Origin of the sequence: Limnobacter sp. SAORIC-580 (assembly GCF_013004065.1) — a bacterium.
GTDB lineage: Bacteria > Pseudomonadota > Gammaproteobacteria > Burkholderiales > Burkholderiaceae_B > Limnobacter > Limnobacter profundi.
The window spans coordinates 1,663,298-1,681,449 of sequence record NZ_CP053084.1 but is presented as its reverse complement, the minus strand read 5'-3'; the positions used below and the strand labels follow the sequence as shown (position 1 = coordinate 1,681,449).

The following is an 18,152-nucleotide window of genomic DNA, read 5'->3' as shown; positions in this document are numbered from 1 at the left end:
GCGTTCAAATTGAAAGCAACTCGAGTAGCTCGGCTTCCAGCTGAATTTGAAGCTTCCCGGAATTCAAAGACTGCCCGTACAGCAAAAAGGTATCTTCGGCCCTTTCGCCCAAAGTCATGATTTTGGCGGTTTGTACGTTCACCTTGTATTGGGCCAACAATCGCGTAATCGAGTAAAGCAGTCCTGTTCGGTCAGTGGCAGATACGGTCAACAAATATTGGTTGCCTTTCTCATCTGGTTTCAAATCCACAGAAGGGCGCACCGGAAAGTGCCGGGATTGCCTGGACATTCGCCCAAAAACCGGTGGCTCAAGCGGTTGACGCTTGATTAACCTGTCCTGAAGCTCTGCTTCGAGCAGTGACAGGGTTTCACGGTAAAACTCATGGTGACTGTCGTGCTGAATCAGGAAAGAATCAAGGGCGTAACCATGCGAGGTGGTGTGAATTTTCGCATCCAGAATGCTCAAGTTCTTGGAATCAAAATATCCACAAATACGTGCAAACAGGTCCATTTCATCGCGGGTGTACACCAGCAATTCCAGGCCTTCACCAATCGGCGACAGACGTGCTTTCACAATCGGCTGCTCTGTATCTACGCGCCAGTATAGATGCCTCGTGTGCCAGGCAATGTCGCTAGGCCCTTGCCTGAGAAAGTACGACACATCAAGCTGGGCCCACAATTTGTCCTGAACATCATCGGAAAGCGCATACAACCGCAAAATTCGGCGCGCCTCCGCCTGCTGCTCGGCAAGCATTTGCCGGCGGTTGGGCGCCTCGCCACCCAAATACTTCAATGTCAGGCGGTAAAGGTCTTCCAGCAATTTACCTTTCCATGCATTCCACACTTTCGGGCTGGTACCACGAATGTCAGCCACAGTCAGCAAGTAAAGCGCTGTCAGGTTGCGGGGAGTTTTTACTAGCGCAGCAAATTCCTTTAGCACTTCAACATCTGACAAATCTTTTTTCTGGGCTGTATTCGACATCGTCAGGTGATGCTTCACCAGAAAAGCCACTAAATCAGTGTTCTCCTGGTTCAATCCGTGATCTTTGCAGAATTTGCGGGCGTCCACTTCGCCCAGCACACTGTGATCACCACCCCTGCCTTTGGCCACGTCGTGAAACAGGGCGGCCACGTACAACAACCAATGGTCATCAAAGTTGGCCATCAATTGGCTGCAATAGGGATACTCGTGGGCGTGTTCTGCCATCGTAAATCGACGCAAATTACGCACCACGGTCAGAATATGTTGGTCTACCGTGTACACGTGAAACAGGTCATGCTGCATTTGTCCCACAATTTTCCGAAAAACCGGCAAGTACCTTCCCAATATGCTGGTTTCGTTCATGCGCCGCAACTCATGAACGATGCCTTGCGGTTGTTTGAAAAACTCAATGAACAAAGCCTTGTTGACCGGGTTTTTCCTGAAATCGCTGTTGATTTTGACCCGGCTGTGCCACAACTGGCGCAACATTCTCGCGCTCATGCCTTTTAATCGCGGATTCTGTTGCATCACGATAAAGGCGCGAAGCATCGCGGATGGGTTTCTGGCAAATACTTCGTCATCCCGAATATCGAGCAGAGAATCTGTTTCCTGAAACTCATCATCAATTACCACAGGCTCTGCATTGGAGCCGAAAATCGACAGTTCAATATTTTGGAGCAAGATCGTGTTCAGTTGCATGACGGCCTTGGCAGCCAAGTAATACTGCTGCATCAGCTGTTCGCTTGATCGTTTTGCAGCAGTAGGGCGGTAACCCAAAGACTCCGCCAACTGGGTTTGAACGTCATACACAAGCCTGTCTTCCCGGCGGCCAGTGGTGACATGCAATTGATATCTGATTTTCTTGAGTGTTCGCTCGTTGTTTCTTAACTTTGCAGCTTCAAACGGTGTGATCAACCCTTTTTTGGCCATTTCAGCCCAACTGTTGCCCAAGTTGGCGGCTCGGCAAACCCATGAAATGACATGCAGGTCTCGAAGTCCACCCGGACTTTCCTTGCAATTGGGTTCAAGGCTGTATGGTGTCTCCTGATACTTGGCATGGCGCTGCCGAAGTTCCAGGGTTTTTTTGCGAAAGAAGGTTTTTACTTCAAGTAGTTTTTGAAGAGTAGAATTCAGTGCCCGGAAATTACTGGAATTTCCAGCCAGAAATCGAGATTCTACAAGCGCAGTCTGGACAGTGATGTCTTTGCCGGCTTCCTCAACGCATTGCTTGGGTGTTCTAACGCTGTGGCCAATTTCAAGGCCAATGTCCCAGCCCGAACCACAAAAGGTTTCAAGCTTCTCGGTGTTGACCTCGTCCGGTTCCTGATCAATCAGGATCAACACATCCACATCGGAAAATGGAAACAACTCTCCCCTTCCATAGCCACCCACAGCAACCAGGCTGTATTGCTTTGGCATGCCAATGGCATTCCAGAGGGCAACCAGAGCCTCATCCACACAAACACAGCGCTTTCTCAGAACAGCTTCCACCGCTGATGCAGGTGTGTTCTGGTCAAAAGGTGTAAGCCATTGATGGGCTTGGCTTTTCAACTGGGTTTTGATGCGCACCCGCACCGCGTTCAGGTCAAGTGCGGCTGATTTGTCAACCGTTGTCGCCGGTTTGTTGCTCAATTCAGGCCGCCTGTGTTTTCAAACGAGGATTCGCTGGGGTGCCGGCAGACTGAGTCAAAATTTCATAGCCATCTGCGGTCACCAAAACTGTGTGTTCCCACTGTGCAGACAAACTGTGGTCTTTGGTCACAATGGTCCAGCCGTCCGGCATTTCCTTGATCTCCCGGCGGCCCGCGTTCAGCATGGGCTCGATGGTGAAAATCATGCCTTCTTGCAGCCTCACACCGGTACCAGGCTTGCCATAGTGCAACACTTGGGGTTCTTCATGAAACTTCGTGCCAATGCCATGGCCACAAAATTCCCGAACTACCGAGTAGCCGAAGCCTTCAGCAAACTTTTGAATGGCTGCACCCACATCGCCCAGCGTGGCACCTGGTCGCACTTGCTCAATGCCGATCCACATGGCTTCAAAGGTAATCTCGCACAACCGCCTCGCAGCAAGCGAACCCTCGCCAACAATAAACATGCGACTGGTATCACCGTGATAACCGTCTTTAATGACGGTGATGTCAATGTTGATGATGTCGCCGTTCTTCAGCTTTTTAGGGCCAGGCACGCCGTGACAAATTTGATGATTGACCGACGTGCAAATTGATTTGGGGTAGGGCGTGTAGCCTGGTGGCGCGTAATTCAACGGGGCGGGTATTGTTCCCTGCACATTCACCATGTAATCGTGGCAAAGTTTGTCGAGTTCTTCGGTAGTAATGCCAGCGACCACGTGTGGGCCGATAAAATCCAGCACTTCCGAGGCCAAACGGCCTGCAACACGCATTTTTTCAATGTCGTGCTCGTTTTTAATCACAATATCCATGGTTTTGTTTAATTCCTGCTTGAGCTAACGTATTTTAACCGAGTATAATCTTTGGCTGCTCTAGAGCTATGGCTAACTGGCTTAGTTAGTTGGCGCTCACGAGTAAATTTAATGGTTTGTGCGACAGGGTGCTAGTTATTGTTGGTTTATTAACCCGATGCTGGCCCAGTACAAACCCATTCAACCCTGTCTATACTGGAGAAATTCATGGCAGCATCAATGCGCGAAATGCTGGAAGCTGGTTGCCACTTTGGCCACCAAACCCGCTTCTGGAACCCAAAAATGGCCCCCTACATTTACGGCCATCGTAACAAAATTCACATTATCAACCTGGAAAAAACCGTCGTAATGCTCGACGACGCGCTGAAATTCGTGAAGCGCCTGTCAGCCAACCGCGGCAACATCCTGTTTGTATGTACCAAGCGCCAAGCCAAAGAGATCATCGCCGAAGAGGCACAGCGTTGTGGCATGCCTTATGTTGACCAGCGTTGGCTGGGCGGCATGTTGACCAACTTCAAAACCGTCAAAACATCCATCAAGCGCCTGAAAGACATGGAAGCCATTATTGCCGACGGCGGTACTGAGCGCATGTCCAAGAAAGAAGCCCTGATGTTCGCCCGTGAACTCGAAAAGCTGAACCAGTCAATTGGTGGCATCAAAGACATGCCCACTTTGCCGGACGCCATTTTCGTATGCGACGTGGGTTACCACAAAATTGCCATTACCGAAGCTGAAAAGCTGGGTATTCCGGTGGTGGGTGTTGTGGATACCAACCACTCGCCAGCAGGCGTTAGCTACATCGTTCCCGGTAACGATGACTCCGCCCGTGCCATTCGTTTGTACGCCCGTTCAGTTGCCGATGCCGTTTTGGCTGGCCGCGACCAGGCTGTAAACGACGTGGTTGAAGCCATCAAAGGCGGCGACGACTTCGTTGAAGTGTCTGAAGAGGGAGCTGAGGGCTAATCAAGCCTTTGCCTTCCGATGGGGCGATCAGTCGCCCCTTTTTTTTGTCTAATTCAGAATCCGACTTTAGGAGAAAATCAATGGCTGAAATTACAGCAGCAATGGTTAAAGTACTGCGCGAGAAAACAGACGCGCCCATGATGGAATGCAAAAAAGCCCTGACCGAAGCCGCGGGCGACATGGACAAGGCCGAAGAAATTTTGCGCGTCAAGCTGGGCAGCAAAGCCAGCAAGGCAGCCACTCGTGTAACCGCTGAAGGCTTGGTTGGTATTTATATCAATAATTCCAACAAGTTGGGAACAATTGTTGAAGTGAACTGTGAAACTGACTTCGTGGCCAAAAATGATGACTTCCTGGCTTTTGTAGCCAACGTGGCCAAGTTGATCGCCGACCACAACCCAGCCAATGTTGAAGCATTGTCGGCATTGCCTTTGGGCGAAGGCACCGTTGAAACAGTTCGTGCAGCCTTGATCGGCAAAATCGGAGAAAACATGTCTGTGCGCCGCTTCAAGCGCGTGGAAGCCAAAGGCAGCCTGAGTTCATACATCCACGGCGGCAAAATTGGCGTACTCGTTGATTACACCGGCTCCGACGAAAACGTGGGCAAAGACGTGGCCTTGCACATCGCCGCAACAAAGCCCAAGGCTTTGCATGAAAGCGGTGTTCCACAAGAAGACATCGACCGCGAGCGTTCAGTGGCCAAAGCCAAAGCGGAAGAATCTGGCAAACCAGCCGACATCGCAGAGAAAATGGTGGAAGGTTCCATCAAGAAATTCTTGAAGGAAGTTGCCCTGCTGTCTCAGCCTTTCGTAAAGGACGACAAGCTCACCGTTGAAGCCATGCTCAAGAGCAAGGGCAGCGAAGTAAATGGCTTCGACCTGTTCATCGTTGGTGAAGGCATTGAGAAGAAGGTAAACGATTTTGCCGCTGAAGTTGCCGCACAAGCTGCAGCTGCTGCCGCAGGCCGTTAATTCCTTTGTTTGAAGAGGGGTTTCTCGACTCGGGAAGCCCCTTTTTATTTGCATGTCGACGAAGTTCTGTGCTTTACGTTATAGAATCCTGACAATGATCCAACAAGAGGCTTGAATGACAGCATACAAACGTGTGTTACTCAAATTGTCAGGCGAAGCCCTGATGGGCGAAGACTCCTACGGCATCAACCGTCAAACCATTGAGAGAATGGTTGCTGAAGTTGCAGAAGTCTCCGCATCAGGAGTGGAATTGGCAGTTGTGATTGGTGGTGGCAATATTTTCCGTGGAATTGCCCCTGGCGCAGCCGGCATGGACAGGGCCACTGCTGACTACATGGGAATGATGGCCACCGTAATGAACGCGCTTGCACTGCAAGATGCATTTCGGCGCGCTGGCGTAGAGGCCAGGGTTCAATCGGCGCTTAACATTGAGCAGGTTGTTGAGCCCTACATTCGACCCAAAGCGATCCGATACCTTGAAGAAGGCAAAGTCGTGATATTCGCGGCAGGAACAGGCAACCCATTTTTTACAACCGACACCGCAGCAGCATTGCGGGGCTCCGAAATTGGCGCTGAGGTTGTTCTAAAAGCAACGAAGGTTGATGGTATTTACACCGCCGACCCCAACAAAGATCCTACCGCCACCCGGTACGAAAGAATTTCGTTCAATGAAGCGATTTCAAAAAACCTCGAAGTCATGGATGCCACGGCGTTCGCCCTGTGTCGCGACCAAAAACTTCCAATTCGGGTATTTTCCATCAACAAGCCCGGCGCATTGCACCGAGCGGTTGCTGGTGAAAACGAGGGCACCTTGGTGCATATGTAACTAACTGGCCATTCGATCGACTAATTAATTCACTAATTAATCCACTTAGGCAGTGAGAATTCAATCATGAGCGTTGCAAACATTCGAAAAACGACCGAAGAAAAGATGGTGAAATCCATCGAGTCCCTGAAAACCGATCTGCAAAAAGTGCGCACCGGGCGTGCACACACCGGAATTCTGGATCATGTTCAGGTTGATTACTACGGTTCCATGGTGCCCATTTCGCAAGTTGCGAACTTAAGCCTCGCAGATGCACGAACCATCGTGGTTCAACCTTGGGAAAAGAACATGGCCAACGCCGTGGAAAAGGCCATTCGTGAATCAGACCTTGGCCTGAACCCTGCATCCATGGGTGAAACCATTCGGGTTCCAATGCCCGCCTTGACCGAAGAGCGTCGCCGAGAATTGACCAAATTCATCAAAGGCGAGGGCGAACAAACCAAGGTGGCGATTCGCAACCTTCGCCGGGACGCCAACGAAGCGCTGAAACGCCTGGTCAATGACAAGGAAATTTCAGAGGACGATGAGCGCCGCGCACAGGCGGACATTCAAAAATTGACCGACAAGTTTGTCTCTGAAGTCGATCAGGTTTTGCAGTCCAAAGAAGCCGAAATCATGACGGTTTAAGTCATTCATGACCGTCTACACCAGCTCAACTCTGGATGTGCCCAGCACATCCAACATTCCAAAGCACGTTGCAATCGTGATGGATGGAAATGGCCGTTGGGCTAAAAGTCGCCTAATGCCGCGATTTGCAGGGCATAAGCGTGGCGTAGATGCCGTCAAGCGCACCGTTCAGGCCTGTTGTGAACTGGGCGTAGAACACCTGACACTGTTTGCTTTTTCTTCAGAAAATTGGCGTAGACCTCCTGAAGAAGTCAGTTTGCTGATGCGCCTGTTCATACGCGTACTTCGCAAAGACGTCGAGGCCATGCACCGCGAAAATATTTGTCTGCGGATTATTGGCGACACCACAGCGTTTGAACCAGAATTGCAGGCAGCGATCGCCTCTGCCCAAGAACTCACCAAAGACAACAGTCGACTGTTTTTAAACATCGCTGCCAATTATGGTGGTCGCTGGGACATTCTCCAAGCAACAAAAAACATGCTGAAAAGCAATCCTGAATTGGCCAACAACCCGGATCAAATTTCGGAAACCGACCTTTCCAGGCACTTGTGTCTTCAGGGAAGCCCAGAACCAGACCTGTTCATTCGCACCGGTGGGGAACAAAGGGTATCCAATTTCCTGTTGTGGCAGTTGGCGTACACTGAATTTTATTTCACAGACAAATTTTGGCCCGATTTCGGCAAGCCGATGCTGCTCGAGGCCATTGATTCCTATAACAACAGAGAGCGACGCTTTGGTCGAACCTCCGAGCAAATTCAGCCCCCCGTGGCCAATGTTCGGCAATCCGCCCAGTGATTCAGTTCTCAATCGAGACATATCATGCTTAGAACGCGTGTGATCACGGCTGTGATCCTGCTGATCGTGTTGCTAGTTGTTTTGTTGTACGGCGGCGAAATTGGCTGGAATCTTTTCGTTTTGACGGTGCTGGTGGGCGCATTTTGGGAATGGGCCCGACTTGGTCTTTTCGAACCAGCGAAAGCTGTCGTTTACGCAGTAGCGGGCGGAGCACTTTGTGTCTTGATAGAGCGTTCCTTGAATCTTCAAACCCAAGCCTTTCCCTTGCTTGCCTTGGCCAGCGTGTTCTGGGTTGCACTTGCCCCCTGGTGCCTGCGCAATGTGTCGGTGGGCATATTGGCCAACAAAAGCATTCACGGCCTGGTGGGCTTCGTTCTGATAGCTGCGGCGGGTTTGGCTTTGGTCATTACCAAAACCTACGGCATTGTTTTTCTGCTAAGCACCATTGCAATTTGCTTTGCAGCCGATATTTTTGCCTACTTTTTTGGCAAAACCTTCGGAAAGCGTAAACTTGCGCCCCGAATTTCTCCAGGAAAAAGCTGGGAAGGTGCAATCGGCGGCGCGTTCAGCGTTGTGGCGCTTAGCTGGATTGTTGTTTTACTGGCTGGCACCTACCCTGAATTGAAGAACACCTGGCAGGCAATGGCTTTTGAACGGTGGCATCCCATCGTATTCACCTTCTGGCTGGTAGTCTTGAGTGCATACAGCGTGGTGGGCGACTTGTTTGAATCCATGCTTAAACGCAGGGCAGGTCTGAAAGACAGCAGTCAACTGCTGCCAGGCCATGGAGGTGTTCTGGACCGGATTGATGCACAGTTGCCCGTGCTACCCCTTGCAATTTTGCTGGTCAGTGCAATCGTGGCTTGAGTTGAACAATGGATTTGCAAAAACTACTTATTTTGGGTGCCACAGGCACCATTGGTGTCAACACCCTGGATGTGGTCGCAAGGCACCCTGACCGTTTTCAGGTGCATGGCCTGGCTGCTGGCAAAAATATTGAGTTGCTGTACGCGCAAGCCTGTGCACACCGCCCCAAGGCACTCATTATCTGCGACGCCGATGCACTGAGTCAGTGGCACACCCTGGGCTTCAGCGAAAAACTTCGCGAGCAACTGGGTTACATCCCGGACATTGGTGGCCAGGGTGATCTGGAGTCGCTTTGCCAAAGTGAGCAAGTTGACATTGTTGTGGCCGCGATCGTCGGTTCTGCGGGGCTAAAACCCACGCTCAGTGCATTGCAAGCCGGAAAAAGGGTGTTGTTGGCCAACAAAGAGTCACTTGTTCTTGCCGGGCAGTTCATGATTCAGGCGTGCTTGCGCTCGGGCGCTACAATTTTGCCGGTCGACTCTGAGCACAATGCCATTTACCAGTGTTTGCCTGCCAATTATGATTTATGCAGGGCCGACGAGTTTGGCGTCGAAAGGCTGGTTCTGACCGCCTCTGGCGGCCCCTTCAGGAACAAGAGCCTGGCGGAACTTTCTCAAGTCAGTCCTGCCCAAGCCATAGCGCATCCGAATTGGGTCATGGGACGGAAAATTTCGGTGGATAGCGCCACAATGGCAAACAAAGGTTTAGAGTTGATTGAGGCACTGTGGCTGTTTGGTCTACCCGCCAGGCAACTTTCGGTGTTGGTTCACCCACAATCGATTGTTCATTCATTGGTGGAATACAAAGACGGCAGTATGTTGGCACAACTGGGTTGCCCAGACATGCGAACACCGATCGCCCATGTCTTGGGCTTGCCCGATCGAATTGAATCCGGTTCACCACGCCTGAACTTGGCGGCTTTGGGTAAGCTGGACTTTGAAGAACCCGACTTGAGTCGTTTCCCGATGCTGAAACTGGCCTTTGAAGTGTTAGAGAAGCCTGACACCTTGGCGCCAGTGTTCAACGCGGCCAATGAAATGGCAGTGGACTTGTTTTTGAATGAAAAGATTGCTTATATGGACATTGTGAAGCTGACGCAGCTGTGCATGTCCCGTTTTGCGTCAACGTCAATTGCAAACCTGGACGATGCCTTTGCACTGGACGTTGAGGTGCGCGCCTTTGCAACCGAATGCGCCGGGAAGTTTTAAACACAGGATCTTAATGCTGAATTCAATTGTCTCATTCCTGCTTGCCTTGGGCATTCTGGTGTTCATCCACGAATATGGTCACTACTCTGTGGCCCGCTTCTATGGCGTGCGCGTAATTCGGTTTTCTGTGGGTTTTGGAAAACCCATATTCAGGTGGATTAACCGCAAAACCAAAGTGGAATGGACTGTTTCATGGATTCCCTTGGGCGGTTATGTCCGAATGCTGGATGAGCGAGACCCAGACAGTCTCAAAGGCCATGACATTGAGCTTTCCGAGGCGTTCAATCGCAAACCAGTTGGTCAACGCATTGCCATTGTATTGGCCGGCCCCTTGGCCAATCTCGTTCTTGCTGCCCTCATTTATGGCTTTCTTGCCTACATGCAGCCCATGGGCTTGGCCACCCAGGTTTCAGAGCCAATCCCCAATTCAATCGCTGCCAATGCAGGTTTGATGGGTGGCGATGAAATTACCGAGGTGAACGGTGACCGGACCAAAAACTGGAATGAAGTGTCCTGGGCCCTGATTAAGGCCAGGCTTTTCCGTGACGATCTCTCAATCAAAGTGAACCGTGGCGGATATGAATTGTTTCTGGAGCCAGTTCAATCCTCGGAGGTTAATGCCGAGTTAGGACCGTCCTTGACGCGCGAACTTGGCTTTTCCCCGATCGAAAAAAGCGTCTTGGTCCGGGCCGTGGGCGAGGGCAGTGCGGCCGCCGCTGCGGGCTTCTTGGCGAATGATCAATTGCTCAGCGTGGAAGGCATACCCGTTGAAACATCAGCCCAATTTACAAGCCTGATCAAAGAACGCCCGGCACAGGAAACCACAGTGCGCATTCGTCGAAACGATCTGGACATCAGTGTTTTGGCCGTGCCCGAGAAAACCCAGCTTGAAAATGGCGAAATCATCGGCCGACTTGGCTTGTCGATTGGCGGCGAATCAGTGATTGTGAACAATCCCCTTAATCCGGTTGAATCGATCGTGGAGGGCACTGGCCGAATGATCGAAGTCAGCGTGTTTTCACTGGCTGCCTTGGGTAAAATGGTGACGGGCGATTTGTCCTGGAACCACCTCAGCGGGCCAGTGTCCATTGCATCAGCAGCGGGTGAATCATCAAGCCTCGGGATTCTTCCTTTTTTCGGTTTTCTGGCCATGGTTTCTGTTAGCCTAGGCATTTTGAATCTTTTGCCGATCCCCCTCTTGGATGGTGGGCACTTGATGTATTATTTGGCCGAAATCGTCAGAGGCAAGCCCGTTGATGAGGTTTGGCAAATTCGAGGTCAAAAACTGGGTATCTTGCTGATTGGCATATTGACCAGTGTTGCTTTTTTTAATGATATTCAAAGGCTAATTTTCTAAAGGCCTTCATATATTGGTTCCAGCCTGACGGGGCTGGTAGGAACGATCTGAATGACAATAAGAAGTACTCTGTTTCCAGCGCGCTTGGTTTATCCAGTCGTGGCCACCTGCGCTTTGTCAGTGGGCGTTGTACATGCCCAGGCAAACCAGTTTGTGGTGAAAGACATCGAGGTAGAGGGGTTGCGCCGCACTGAGGCGGGCACGGTATTTAGTTACCTGCCTATTCGCGTGGGTGACACATTCACCGACGAGAAAGCCCTTCAGGCCATTCGCTCACTGTTCGCAACCGGTTTTTTTGAAGATGTCAAAATTTCGGCCAAAGGTGATGTGTTGGTGGTGACTGTGGTTGAACGCCCGGCAATCGCCTCTGTAGAAATTAACGGCACCAAAGAATTTGACAAGGAAACCCTGAAAGAGGCGCTGAAAGGTGTCGGTATTGGTGAATCCCTGATTTTCGACAGGTCGCTGCTTGACAAAGCCGAGCAGGAGCTGAAGCGTCAGTATCTGTCGCGCAGCAAATATGGCGCACAGGTTCAAACCCGTGTTGACCAATTGGCGCGTAATCGCGTTGGCATTACGTTCAACGTCGATGAAGGCGAATCTGCCTCAATCAAGCAATTAAAAATTCTGGGAGCAAAAGACTTCGAGGAAGAGGAACTGCTTGAGGAGTTCGAACTGAGCACCGGCGGCTGGATGTCGTGGTACAGCAAGAATGATCAGTATTCCCGGCAAAAGCTGAGTGGCGACATTGAAAAGTTGCGTTCCTTTTACCTGAATCGTGGTTACGCCGATTTCAACATCGAAAACACCCAGGTTCAAATTGCACCCAACAAGCAAGATATCTTCATCACCATCACCATCAAGGAAGGTGAGAAATTCACCTTCGGTGACATTGAGCTTTCGGGCCAGTTGCTGGGGCGCGACGATGAGTTGCGTTCGCTGATCAAAATGAAGAAAGGCGAGACTTTCAATGGCGAATTGTTGACTGACAGCTCCAAAGCCATTCAAGACCGCCTGGGTAACTATGGCTACGCCTTTGCCAATGCCAACGTGATTCCCGACCTCGATCGTGAAAAGCGTGTGGTGAACATCAACATGGCTGTTGATACGGGCAAACGAGTTTATGTTCGCCGCATGAATGTGGGTGGTAACACCCGCACCAAAGACGAAGTCATTCGCCGTGAGTTCCGTCAGTTCGAATCATCCTGGTACGACTCCAGAAAAATTCAGCTGTCCAAAGAACGCGTTGACCGCTTGGGCTATTTCTCCAACGTGGATATCGAAACCCAACCCGTACCAGGAACATCGGATCAAATCGATGTGAACATGCAGGTTGAGGAAAAACCGACAGGCAATCTGTTGCTGGGTGCTGGTATTTCAAGTACCGACAGCTTGGTACTTTCTGCTGCCATTCAGCAGCAAAACCTGTTTGGAACCGGTAAAACCGTTGGGCTGGAGTTAAACACCAGCAAGGTGAACCGCACAATTTCGTTCTCACAAACAGATCCGTACTTCACGATTGACGGGGTTTCCCGCAGCTTCGAGGTGTACAACCGCCGCACAGACCCCAGCGAGTTGAATCTGGGTGACTACATCATCGAAACCACTGGTGCTGGCCTGCGTTTTGGTTATCCCATCAGCGAATTCGAACGTATTTCGTTTGGTGCAGGTTACGAAGGCACAGACCTTGAAGTGGGTCCATTCAGCCCGGACCGTTTCCAGCGATATGTGGATGACTTTGGCAACTCAAGCTACGCTGTTTTGCTCAACGCGGGTTATTCGTTTGATTCACGCGACTCGGCGATTGCACCAACACGCGGCCGAGTCACCAGGTTGACCGCTGAATACGCCACCCCGCTGGGCGATCAGGAGTTCATTCGCACCACTTATCAGGAACAGTTTTACTTCCCCATTGGCAAGCTTTACACCTTGGCATTGAACGGCGAGATCACAGGTGGTTTTGGTTTGGGCGACTCGCCTTACCCAATTTTCCGCAATGTATACGCAGGTGGTATTGGTACGGTTAGAGGCTATCGCTCATCCACTTTGGGACCCCGTGACGCCGACAATGTACCCATTGGCGGCTCCAAGCGCGTTATTGCCAATGCAGAGTTTTTCTTCCCGATCCCGGGTATGTCGAAAGACCGTACCTTCAGGGCGTTTACCTTCCTGGACGCGGGCAATGTTTTCCAAACCAATGAGAAGATCAAGTTTGGTGAATTGCGATACTCAACCGGTGTGGGTATTTCCTGGCTGTCCCCAGTTGGGCCTTTGAAGTTCAGCTTGGGTGTACCGCTGAACAGAGAGCCACAGGACGAAACCCAACGTGTTCAGTTCACGATTGGTACAGGCTTCTAAATTCGAACAAATATTGGAGAATGGTTTTGAATAGTGTGAAAAAATTGTTGATTGGCAGTGCTTTGTCCTTGGCGGTTGTACTGCCAACCATGTCTCACGCCCAAGCAGCGACCAAGATTGGATTTGTGAACACAGAACGAATTTTGCGCGATTCCAAATTTGCAGTGGAGTCCCAAAAGAAACTGGAACGTGATTTTTCAAAGCGTCAGAAAGAACTGGAAGACCTGGCTACCAAAGTGAAAGCAGAGGCCACCAAACTGGACAAAGACGCCATCACCTTGCCTGAAGCAGAGAAGGTTCGCCGTCAACGTGATCTGGCTGAAATGGACCGTGATTTCCAACGCAAGCGTCGCGAGTTTGAAGAGGACTTGGCTCAGCGTAAAAACCAGGTGGTGGGTGAGTTGGTAGAGCGCGCGAACCGCGTGATCCGCCAAATTGCGGAAAAGGAAAATTACGACATCATTTTCCAGGAAGCCGTGTATGCCAACAAGCGCATTGACATTACTGACCAAGTTCTCAGCAGCTTGGACAACGCGAAGTAAACCATATCAATGAATTTCATTGAAACGAAGCTCAGCACACTGCTTGAGCAGTTTGGCGGTCGACTGGCTTCGTTTGGTGGTGACCCGGCAGTGTCTGATGACATTCCTCTGGCCGGAATTCAACCGCTGGAAAAAGCCGGGATCAAACATCTCGGCTTTATTGCCAATCCCAAGTTTCGCGACCAACTGCTCTCAACAAAAGCGGGTGCAATTCTCGTCCGTGAATCCCAATTCGAGTCGCTTTGCCAGTTCCTCAAAGACAGCGCAGTGCCCGTGCCCACCTCAGTCGCATGGGTGGTCAGTGACCCTTACCTGTACTACGCCAAATTGCAACAATGGTGGGTGGCTCACAGTGAGTTCAAACCTGCGCCGGGCATTCATCCACGTGCTGTTGTAGATCCAACCGCCACAATCGCTCCCAGCGCGATGATTGCAGCCAATTGCGTAATTGGCGCCCACACCAAAGTGGGCGAGGGCAGTCGAATTGAAGCTGGCGTGGTGCTGGGCAACCAGGTTGAAGTGGGTGCACATACTCGCATTTATCCAAACGTGACCGTATACGACGAATGCACGATTGGCTCGAATTGCATTGTGCATGCTGGTGTGGTGATCGGAGCGGACGGTTTTGGCTTTGCCAATGAAAAGGGAGCCTGGGTCAAAATACCGCAGGTGGGTCGTGTACTGATTGCAGACCATGTGGAAATTGGTGCCAACACCACCATAGACCGGGGTGCGCTAGACGACACCCTGATTGGTTTTGGCGTAAAACTGGATAATCAAATCCAGATCGCTCACAATGTCACTGTGGGCGAACACTCCGCGATGGCTGGCTGCGTAGGTGTTGCAGGCAGTACCAGCATAGGTGCTCGCTGCACGGTGGGTGGCGCGGCCATGGTGTTTGGTCATCTCAACATTCCAGATGGCACGCATGTATCTGGAGCGTCAGTCGTGATGAGCAGCATTAAGGAGCCGGGCGCCTACACCGGAATTTTTCCCTTGCAAGAACACAAGGATTGGGAGAAAACTGCGGTTACTCTCAAACAATTGCTCAAGTTGCGCGGTGAAGTGCGTGAGCTGAAAAACAAGCTGAAATAACAATAAACCCAAATTTAAAAGTGTGAACTCAGAAGCTATGAATACGCCAGTTATGGACATCAAAGGCATTTTGGAAAATTTGCCGCACCGATACCCTTTTGTGCTCGTTGATCGAGTGCTTGAACTCGAGCCCAACGTTCGAATTCTGGCCCAGAAAAATGTCAGCTACAACGAACCTTTTTTCCCGGGACATTTCCCGATTCACCCAGTCATGCCCGGTGTGTTGATCATGGAAGCCTTGGCGCAGGCCGCTGGGCTGCTGTCGTTTAAATCCATGGAAGCCGCGCCCGACAAGAACTTGGTGTATTACTTCGTGGGTATCGACAATTGTCGTTTCAAGCGCCCCGTGGTGCCTGGTGATGTTTTGATGCTGGATGTTCAGGTGGAGCGTGTTTCGCGCGGAATCTGGAAGTACGCTGCGAAAGCGCTGGTGGATGGCAATGTGGTCGCGCTTGCTGATTTGATGTGCACGGCCCGCGAAGTTTAAGGAACACTTTCAAATGCCCATACATGCGTCAGCAATAGTCGACCCCAAGGCCGAACTGGACAGCACGGTTGAAGTTGGACCATTTTCAGTCATTGGTCCCCATGTAAAAATTGGTGCCCGCACAAAAATTGGCCCGCACATGGTCATTGCCGGGCACACCACCATTGGCCAAGACAATCTATTTCATGGCTCAGCCACCATTGGCGGCGATCCGCAGGACAAAAAATACAAAGGTGAACCCACTGAACTGATCATCGGCGACCGCAACACCGTTCGGGAGTACTGCACCTTCAACACTGGCACTGTGCAAGACGGTGGCAAAACCACCATGGCCAACGACAACTGGATTATGGCGTATGTGCACATTGCGCACGACTGTCACATTGGCAGCAACACCATCATCGCCAACAGCGTGCAGCTGGCTGGGCACGTCATTATTGGGGACTGGGTTATTCTTGGCGGTATGAGCGGCGTGCATCAATTCATTCGCGTGGGCGACCATGCCATGACTGCATTTCAAACCAAGCTGATGCAAGACGTTCCTCCCTTCGTGATGGCAGCGGGTTACCCGGCAGCACCAGCCGGAATAAACTCGGAGGGTTTGAAGCGTCGGGGGTTTTCACCCGATGCGATTCTGAATATCAAACGGGCCTACAAGGCAATTTACCGCCAAGGACTGAGTATCTCAGAAGCCAAAGAGGCAATTGATTCCTTGGCCACTGCCGCACCCGACGATGCAAAGCCACACCTTGTTCACATGAAAGTGTTTCTTGACGAAGCCACTCGCGGCATCATTCGTTAAGCCATGGCGTACACCCGTACACCTTACAGCACTCAGCCTGTGGACCTGGCGATTGCCGTGGGCGAGGCCTCAGGTGACTGGATAGGCGCCTTGGCCATTGAACATCTGATACAAACCCAAACGCTGGCCATGGAGGGCATTGCGGGCCCCAAACTTCGCGATTTGGGTGTGAAGCCCTTGCATGGCTCGGAAGAGTTGTCGGTGCGTGGTTATGTCGAGGTGTTGCGCCATTTGCCACGCTTGCTGAAGATGCGCAAAAATCTTATTCAACACTGGTCAATCAACAATCGACCCAAAGTGTTTGTGGGTGTAGATGCCCCCGATTTCAATTTGAACCTTGAGCTCGCTCTGCGTGAAAGTGGCGTGCCCACGGTCCATGTGGTGTGCCCATCGATTTGGGCTTGGCGAATGGAGCGCATTCACAAGATAAAAGCTGCCTGCAGCCATGTATTGTGCATTTTTCCATTCGAGCCTGAAATTTTAGCCAAAGAAGGGATTTCAGCCACCTACATTGGCCACCCCATGGCTGCACTGGTACCCGAAACAATCAACCCAATGGCCTATCGTGCCGCCCTGGGTTTGCAAAGCGAAGGGCAATTGCTGGCCGTATTGCCCGGCAGCCGTGGTGCCGAGGTCAAACACATTGGCCCTGCATTTGTTCAAGCCTGCGTTGAATTACTCAAGCAAAAACCAGAGTTGCGTTTTGTAACACCCATGCCACCGGCCAGCAAATTGCTCGACATGTTCAGAACCATGATCCCGGCACAACTACTGGATCGCTGGGCATTGATCGAGGGCAAGTCTCATGAATGCATGGCTTCAGCCGATGCAGTGATGCTGGCCAGCGGTACCGCCACACTCGAGGCGATGATGTACCGCAAACCCATGGTGATTGCCTACAAAATGCCGTGGCTAAGCTACCAAATGATGAAAGGCAAGGGCTACCAGCCTTATGTGGGATTGCCCAATATTTTGCTGAATGAATTTGCGGTGCCCGAACTACTGCAAGACGATGCAACACCGGCTGCGCTCGCGCAAAAAGCACTGTTTCAACTTGATAATGATGCCAATCGGGACCGGCTTCAAACACTGTTTGCAGAACAGCACCAACGCTTGTTAAAACCGTCTGGAGAAATTGCCAGCCGCGTTATTCAGCAGGTGATGAATGGCTAGGTTTCAAGAGTGGTCAGAAATTCAGGCACATGCTGCACAGCTCGGCTTGCAGGTGATTGGCGTGGATGAAGCGGGGCGAGGCCCACTGTGCGGCCCAGTGGTGGCTGGTGCGGCCCTGCTGAATCAGCCCAATACCATTGATGGATTGGCCTGCTCCAAAACACTCACTGCCAAGAAGCGAGACACGCTCGCGAGCGCAATTCACGAACATGCCAAAGCATGCGCAGTGGCCCACGCCACTGTTGAAGAAATTGATCGCTTGAATATACTCCAAGCCAGTTTGCTGGCCATGTGGCGAGCCGTTGACTCGGTGCTTGCACAAACCGGCCTGAAACCGGAGCAATGCTTGATCGTGGTGGATGGCAACAAATTGCCAAAATGGCCATACCAAGCGCTTGCTGTGGTGAAAGGCGACACCAAAATTCCTGCAATTTCAGCTGCCTCAATTTTGGCCAAAGTGGCCCGCGACGAATGGTGTAAAACCCATGCGCTGCAATACCCACAGTATGAACTTGACGTGCATATGGGCTACCCCACTGCGCGCCACATGGCTTTGCTGCGGGAACATGGGGCTACACAAGTACATAGAAAATCGTTCCGTCCAGTGCGTGAGGCACTGGAACGAGCACAACAGAACCCATCGTTCTAGAGGCGA

General features: G+C 51.3%; 16 protein-coding genes and 1 pseudogene. 15 read left to right on the top strand and 2 right to left on the bottom strand.

Annotated features, from left to right (window positions below; all coding sequences use genetic code 11):
- Positions 1–4: 4 nt before the first annotated feature.
- Positions 5–2,566 carry a [protein-PII] uridylyltransferase gene (locus HKT17_RS07860; protein ID WP_171101430.1) on the bottom strand — a complete coding sequence of 854 codons (2,562 nt, stop codon included), beginning with the start codon at positions 2,564–2,566 and terminating at the stop codon, positions 5–7.
- A 49-nt stretch (positions 2,567–2,615) separates the two neighbouring features.
- Positions 2,616–3,437, bottom strand: a pseudogene (gene map / locus HKT17_RS07855) (type I methionyl aminopeptidase); the annotation flags it as partial.
- Between the two features lie 195 nt (positions 3,438–3,632).
- Between map and rpsB the strand changes: the two are divergent.
- The 15 genes from rpsB to rnhB all read left to right on the top strand — a co-directional run bounded on the left by rpsB (position 3,633) and on the right by rnhB (position 18,146).
- The gene (gene rpsB / locus HKT17_RS07850; protein ID WP_105029123.1) at positions 3,633–4,388 is read left to right on the top strand and encodes a 30S ribosomal protein S2; all 756 of its coding nucleotides are present in this window, start codon (positions 3,633–3,635) and stop codon (positions 4,386–4,388) included.
- Positions 4,389–4,468: 80 nt separating this feature from the next.
- On the top strand, positions 4,469–5,359 hold the full coding sequence (gene tsf / locus HKT17_RS07845; protein ID WP_171099107.1) for a translation elongation factor Ts: 891 nt from the start codon (positions 4,469–4,471) through the stop codon (positions 5,357–5,359).
- Positions 5,360–5,474: 115 nt separating this feature from the next.
- Positions 5,475–6,185 (top strand): UMP kinase, encoded by a 711-nt coding sequence (gene pyrH, locus HKT17_RS07840; protein ID WP_105029121.1) that lies wholly within the window; start codon positions 5,475–5,477, stop codon positions 6,183–6,185.
- Between the two features lie 66 nt (positions 6,186–6,251).
- Complete coding sequence (frr, locus tag HKT17_RS07835) at positions 6,252–6,812, top strand: ribosome recycling factor (RefSeq protein WP_105029120.1); 561 nt, start codon at positions 6,252–6,254, stop codon at positions 6,810–6,812.
- A gap of 7 nt (positions 6,813–6,819) precedes the next feature.
- A complete protein-coding gene (uppS, locus tag HKT17_RS07830) occupies positions 6,820–7,608 on the top strand; it encodes an undecaprenyl pyrophosphate synthase (protein ID WP_105029119.1) in 789 nt (262 codons plus the stop codon).
- A 24-nt stretch (positions 7,609–7,632) separates the two neighbouring features.
- The gene (locus tag HKT17_RS07825) at positions 7,633–8,475 is read left to right on the top strand and encodes a phosphatidate cytidylyltransferase (protein ID WP_171099105.1); all 843 of its coding nucleotides are present in this window, start codon (positions 7,633–7,635) and stop codon (positions 8,473–8,475) included.
- 8 nt (positions 8,476–8,483) lie between these two features.
- On the top strand, positions 8,484–9,683 hold the full coding sequence (gene dxr / locus HKT17_RS07820) for a 1-deoxy-D-xylulose-5-phosphate reductoisomerase (RefSeq protein WP_171099103.1): 1,200 nt from the start codon (positions 8,484–8,486) through the stop codon (positions 9,681–9,683).
- Between the two features lie 13 nt (positions 9,684–9,696).
- Entirely contained in the window at positions 9,697–11,040 is a 1,344-nt protein-coding gene (gene rseP / locus HKT17_RS07815; RefSeq protein ID WP_171099102.1) for an RIP metalloprotease RseP, read from the top strand.
- A 51-nt stretch (positions 11,041–11,091) separates the two neighbouring features.
- Entirely contained in the window at positions 11,092–13,398 is a 2,307-nt protein-coding gene (gene bamA / locus HKT17_RS07810) for an outer membrane protein assembly factor BamA (RefSeq protein WP_171099100.1), read from the top strand.
- Between the two features lie 20 nt (positions 13,399–13,418).
- Positions 13,419–13,940, top strand: a complete 522-nt coding sequence (locus tag HKT17_RS07805; protein ID WP_105029115.1) for an OmpH/Skp family outer membrane protein — start codon at positions 13,419–13,421, stop codon at positions 13,938–13,940.
- A gap of 9 nt (positions 13,941–13,949) precedes the next feature.
- Positions 13,950–15,035, top strand: coding sequence for a UDP-3-O-(3-hydroxymyristoyl)glucosamine N-acyltransferase (lpxD, locus tag HKT17_RS07800; protein ID WP_171099097.1), 1,086 nt, complete (start codon positions 13,950–13,952; stop codon positions 15,033–15,035).
- 52 nt (positions 15,036–15,087) lie between these two features.
- Positions 15,088–15,522, top strand: a complete 435-nt coding sequence (gene fabZ, locus HKT17_RS07795) for a 3-hydroxyacyl-ACP dehydratase FabZ (RefSeq protein ID WP_008249402.1) — start codon at positions 15,088–15,090, stop codon at positions 15,520–15,522.
- A gap of 13 nt (positions 15,523–15,535) precedes the next feature.
- Complete coding sequence (gene lpxA / locus HKT17_RS07790) at positions 15,536–16,324, top strand: acyl-ACP--UDP-N-acetylglucosamine O-acyltransferase (RefSeq protein ID WP_171099095.1); 789 nt, start codon at positions 15,536–15,538, stop codon at positions 16,322–16,324.
- A 3-nt stretch (positions 16,325–16,327) separates the two neighbouring features.
- The gene (gene lpxB, locus HKT17_RS07785; RefSeq protein WP_171099093.1) at positions 16,328–17,497 is read left to right on the top strand and encodes a lipid-A-disaccharide synthase; all 1,170 of its coding nucleotides are present in this window, start codon (positions 16,328–16,330) and stop codon (positions 17,495–17,497) included.
- Entirely contained in the window at positions 17,490–18,146 is a 657-nt protein-coding gene (gene rnhB / locus HKT17_RS07780; protein WP_171099091.1) for a ribonuclease HII, read from the top strand. The genes lpxB and rnhB overlap by 8 nt, the downstream gene beginning before the upstream one ends.
- Positions 18,147–18,152: the final 6 nt, after the last annotated feature.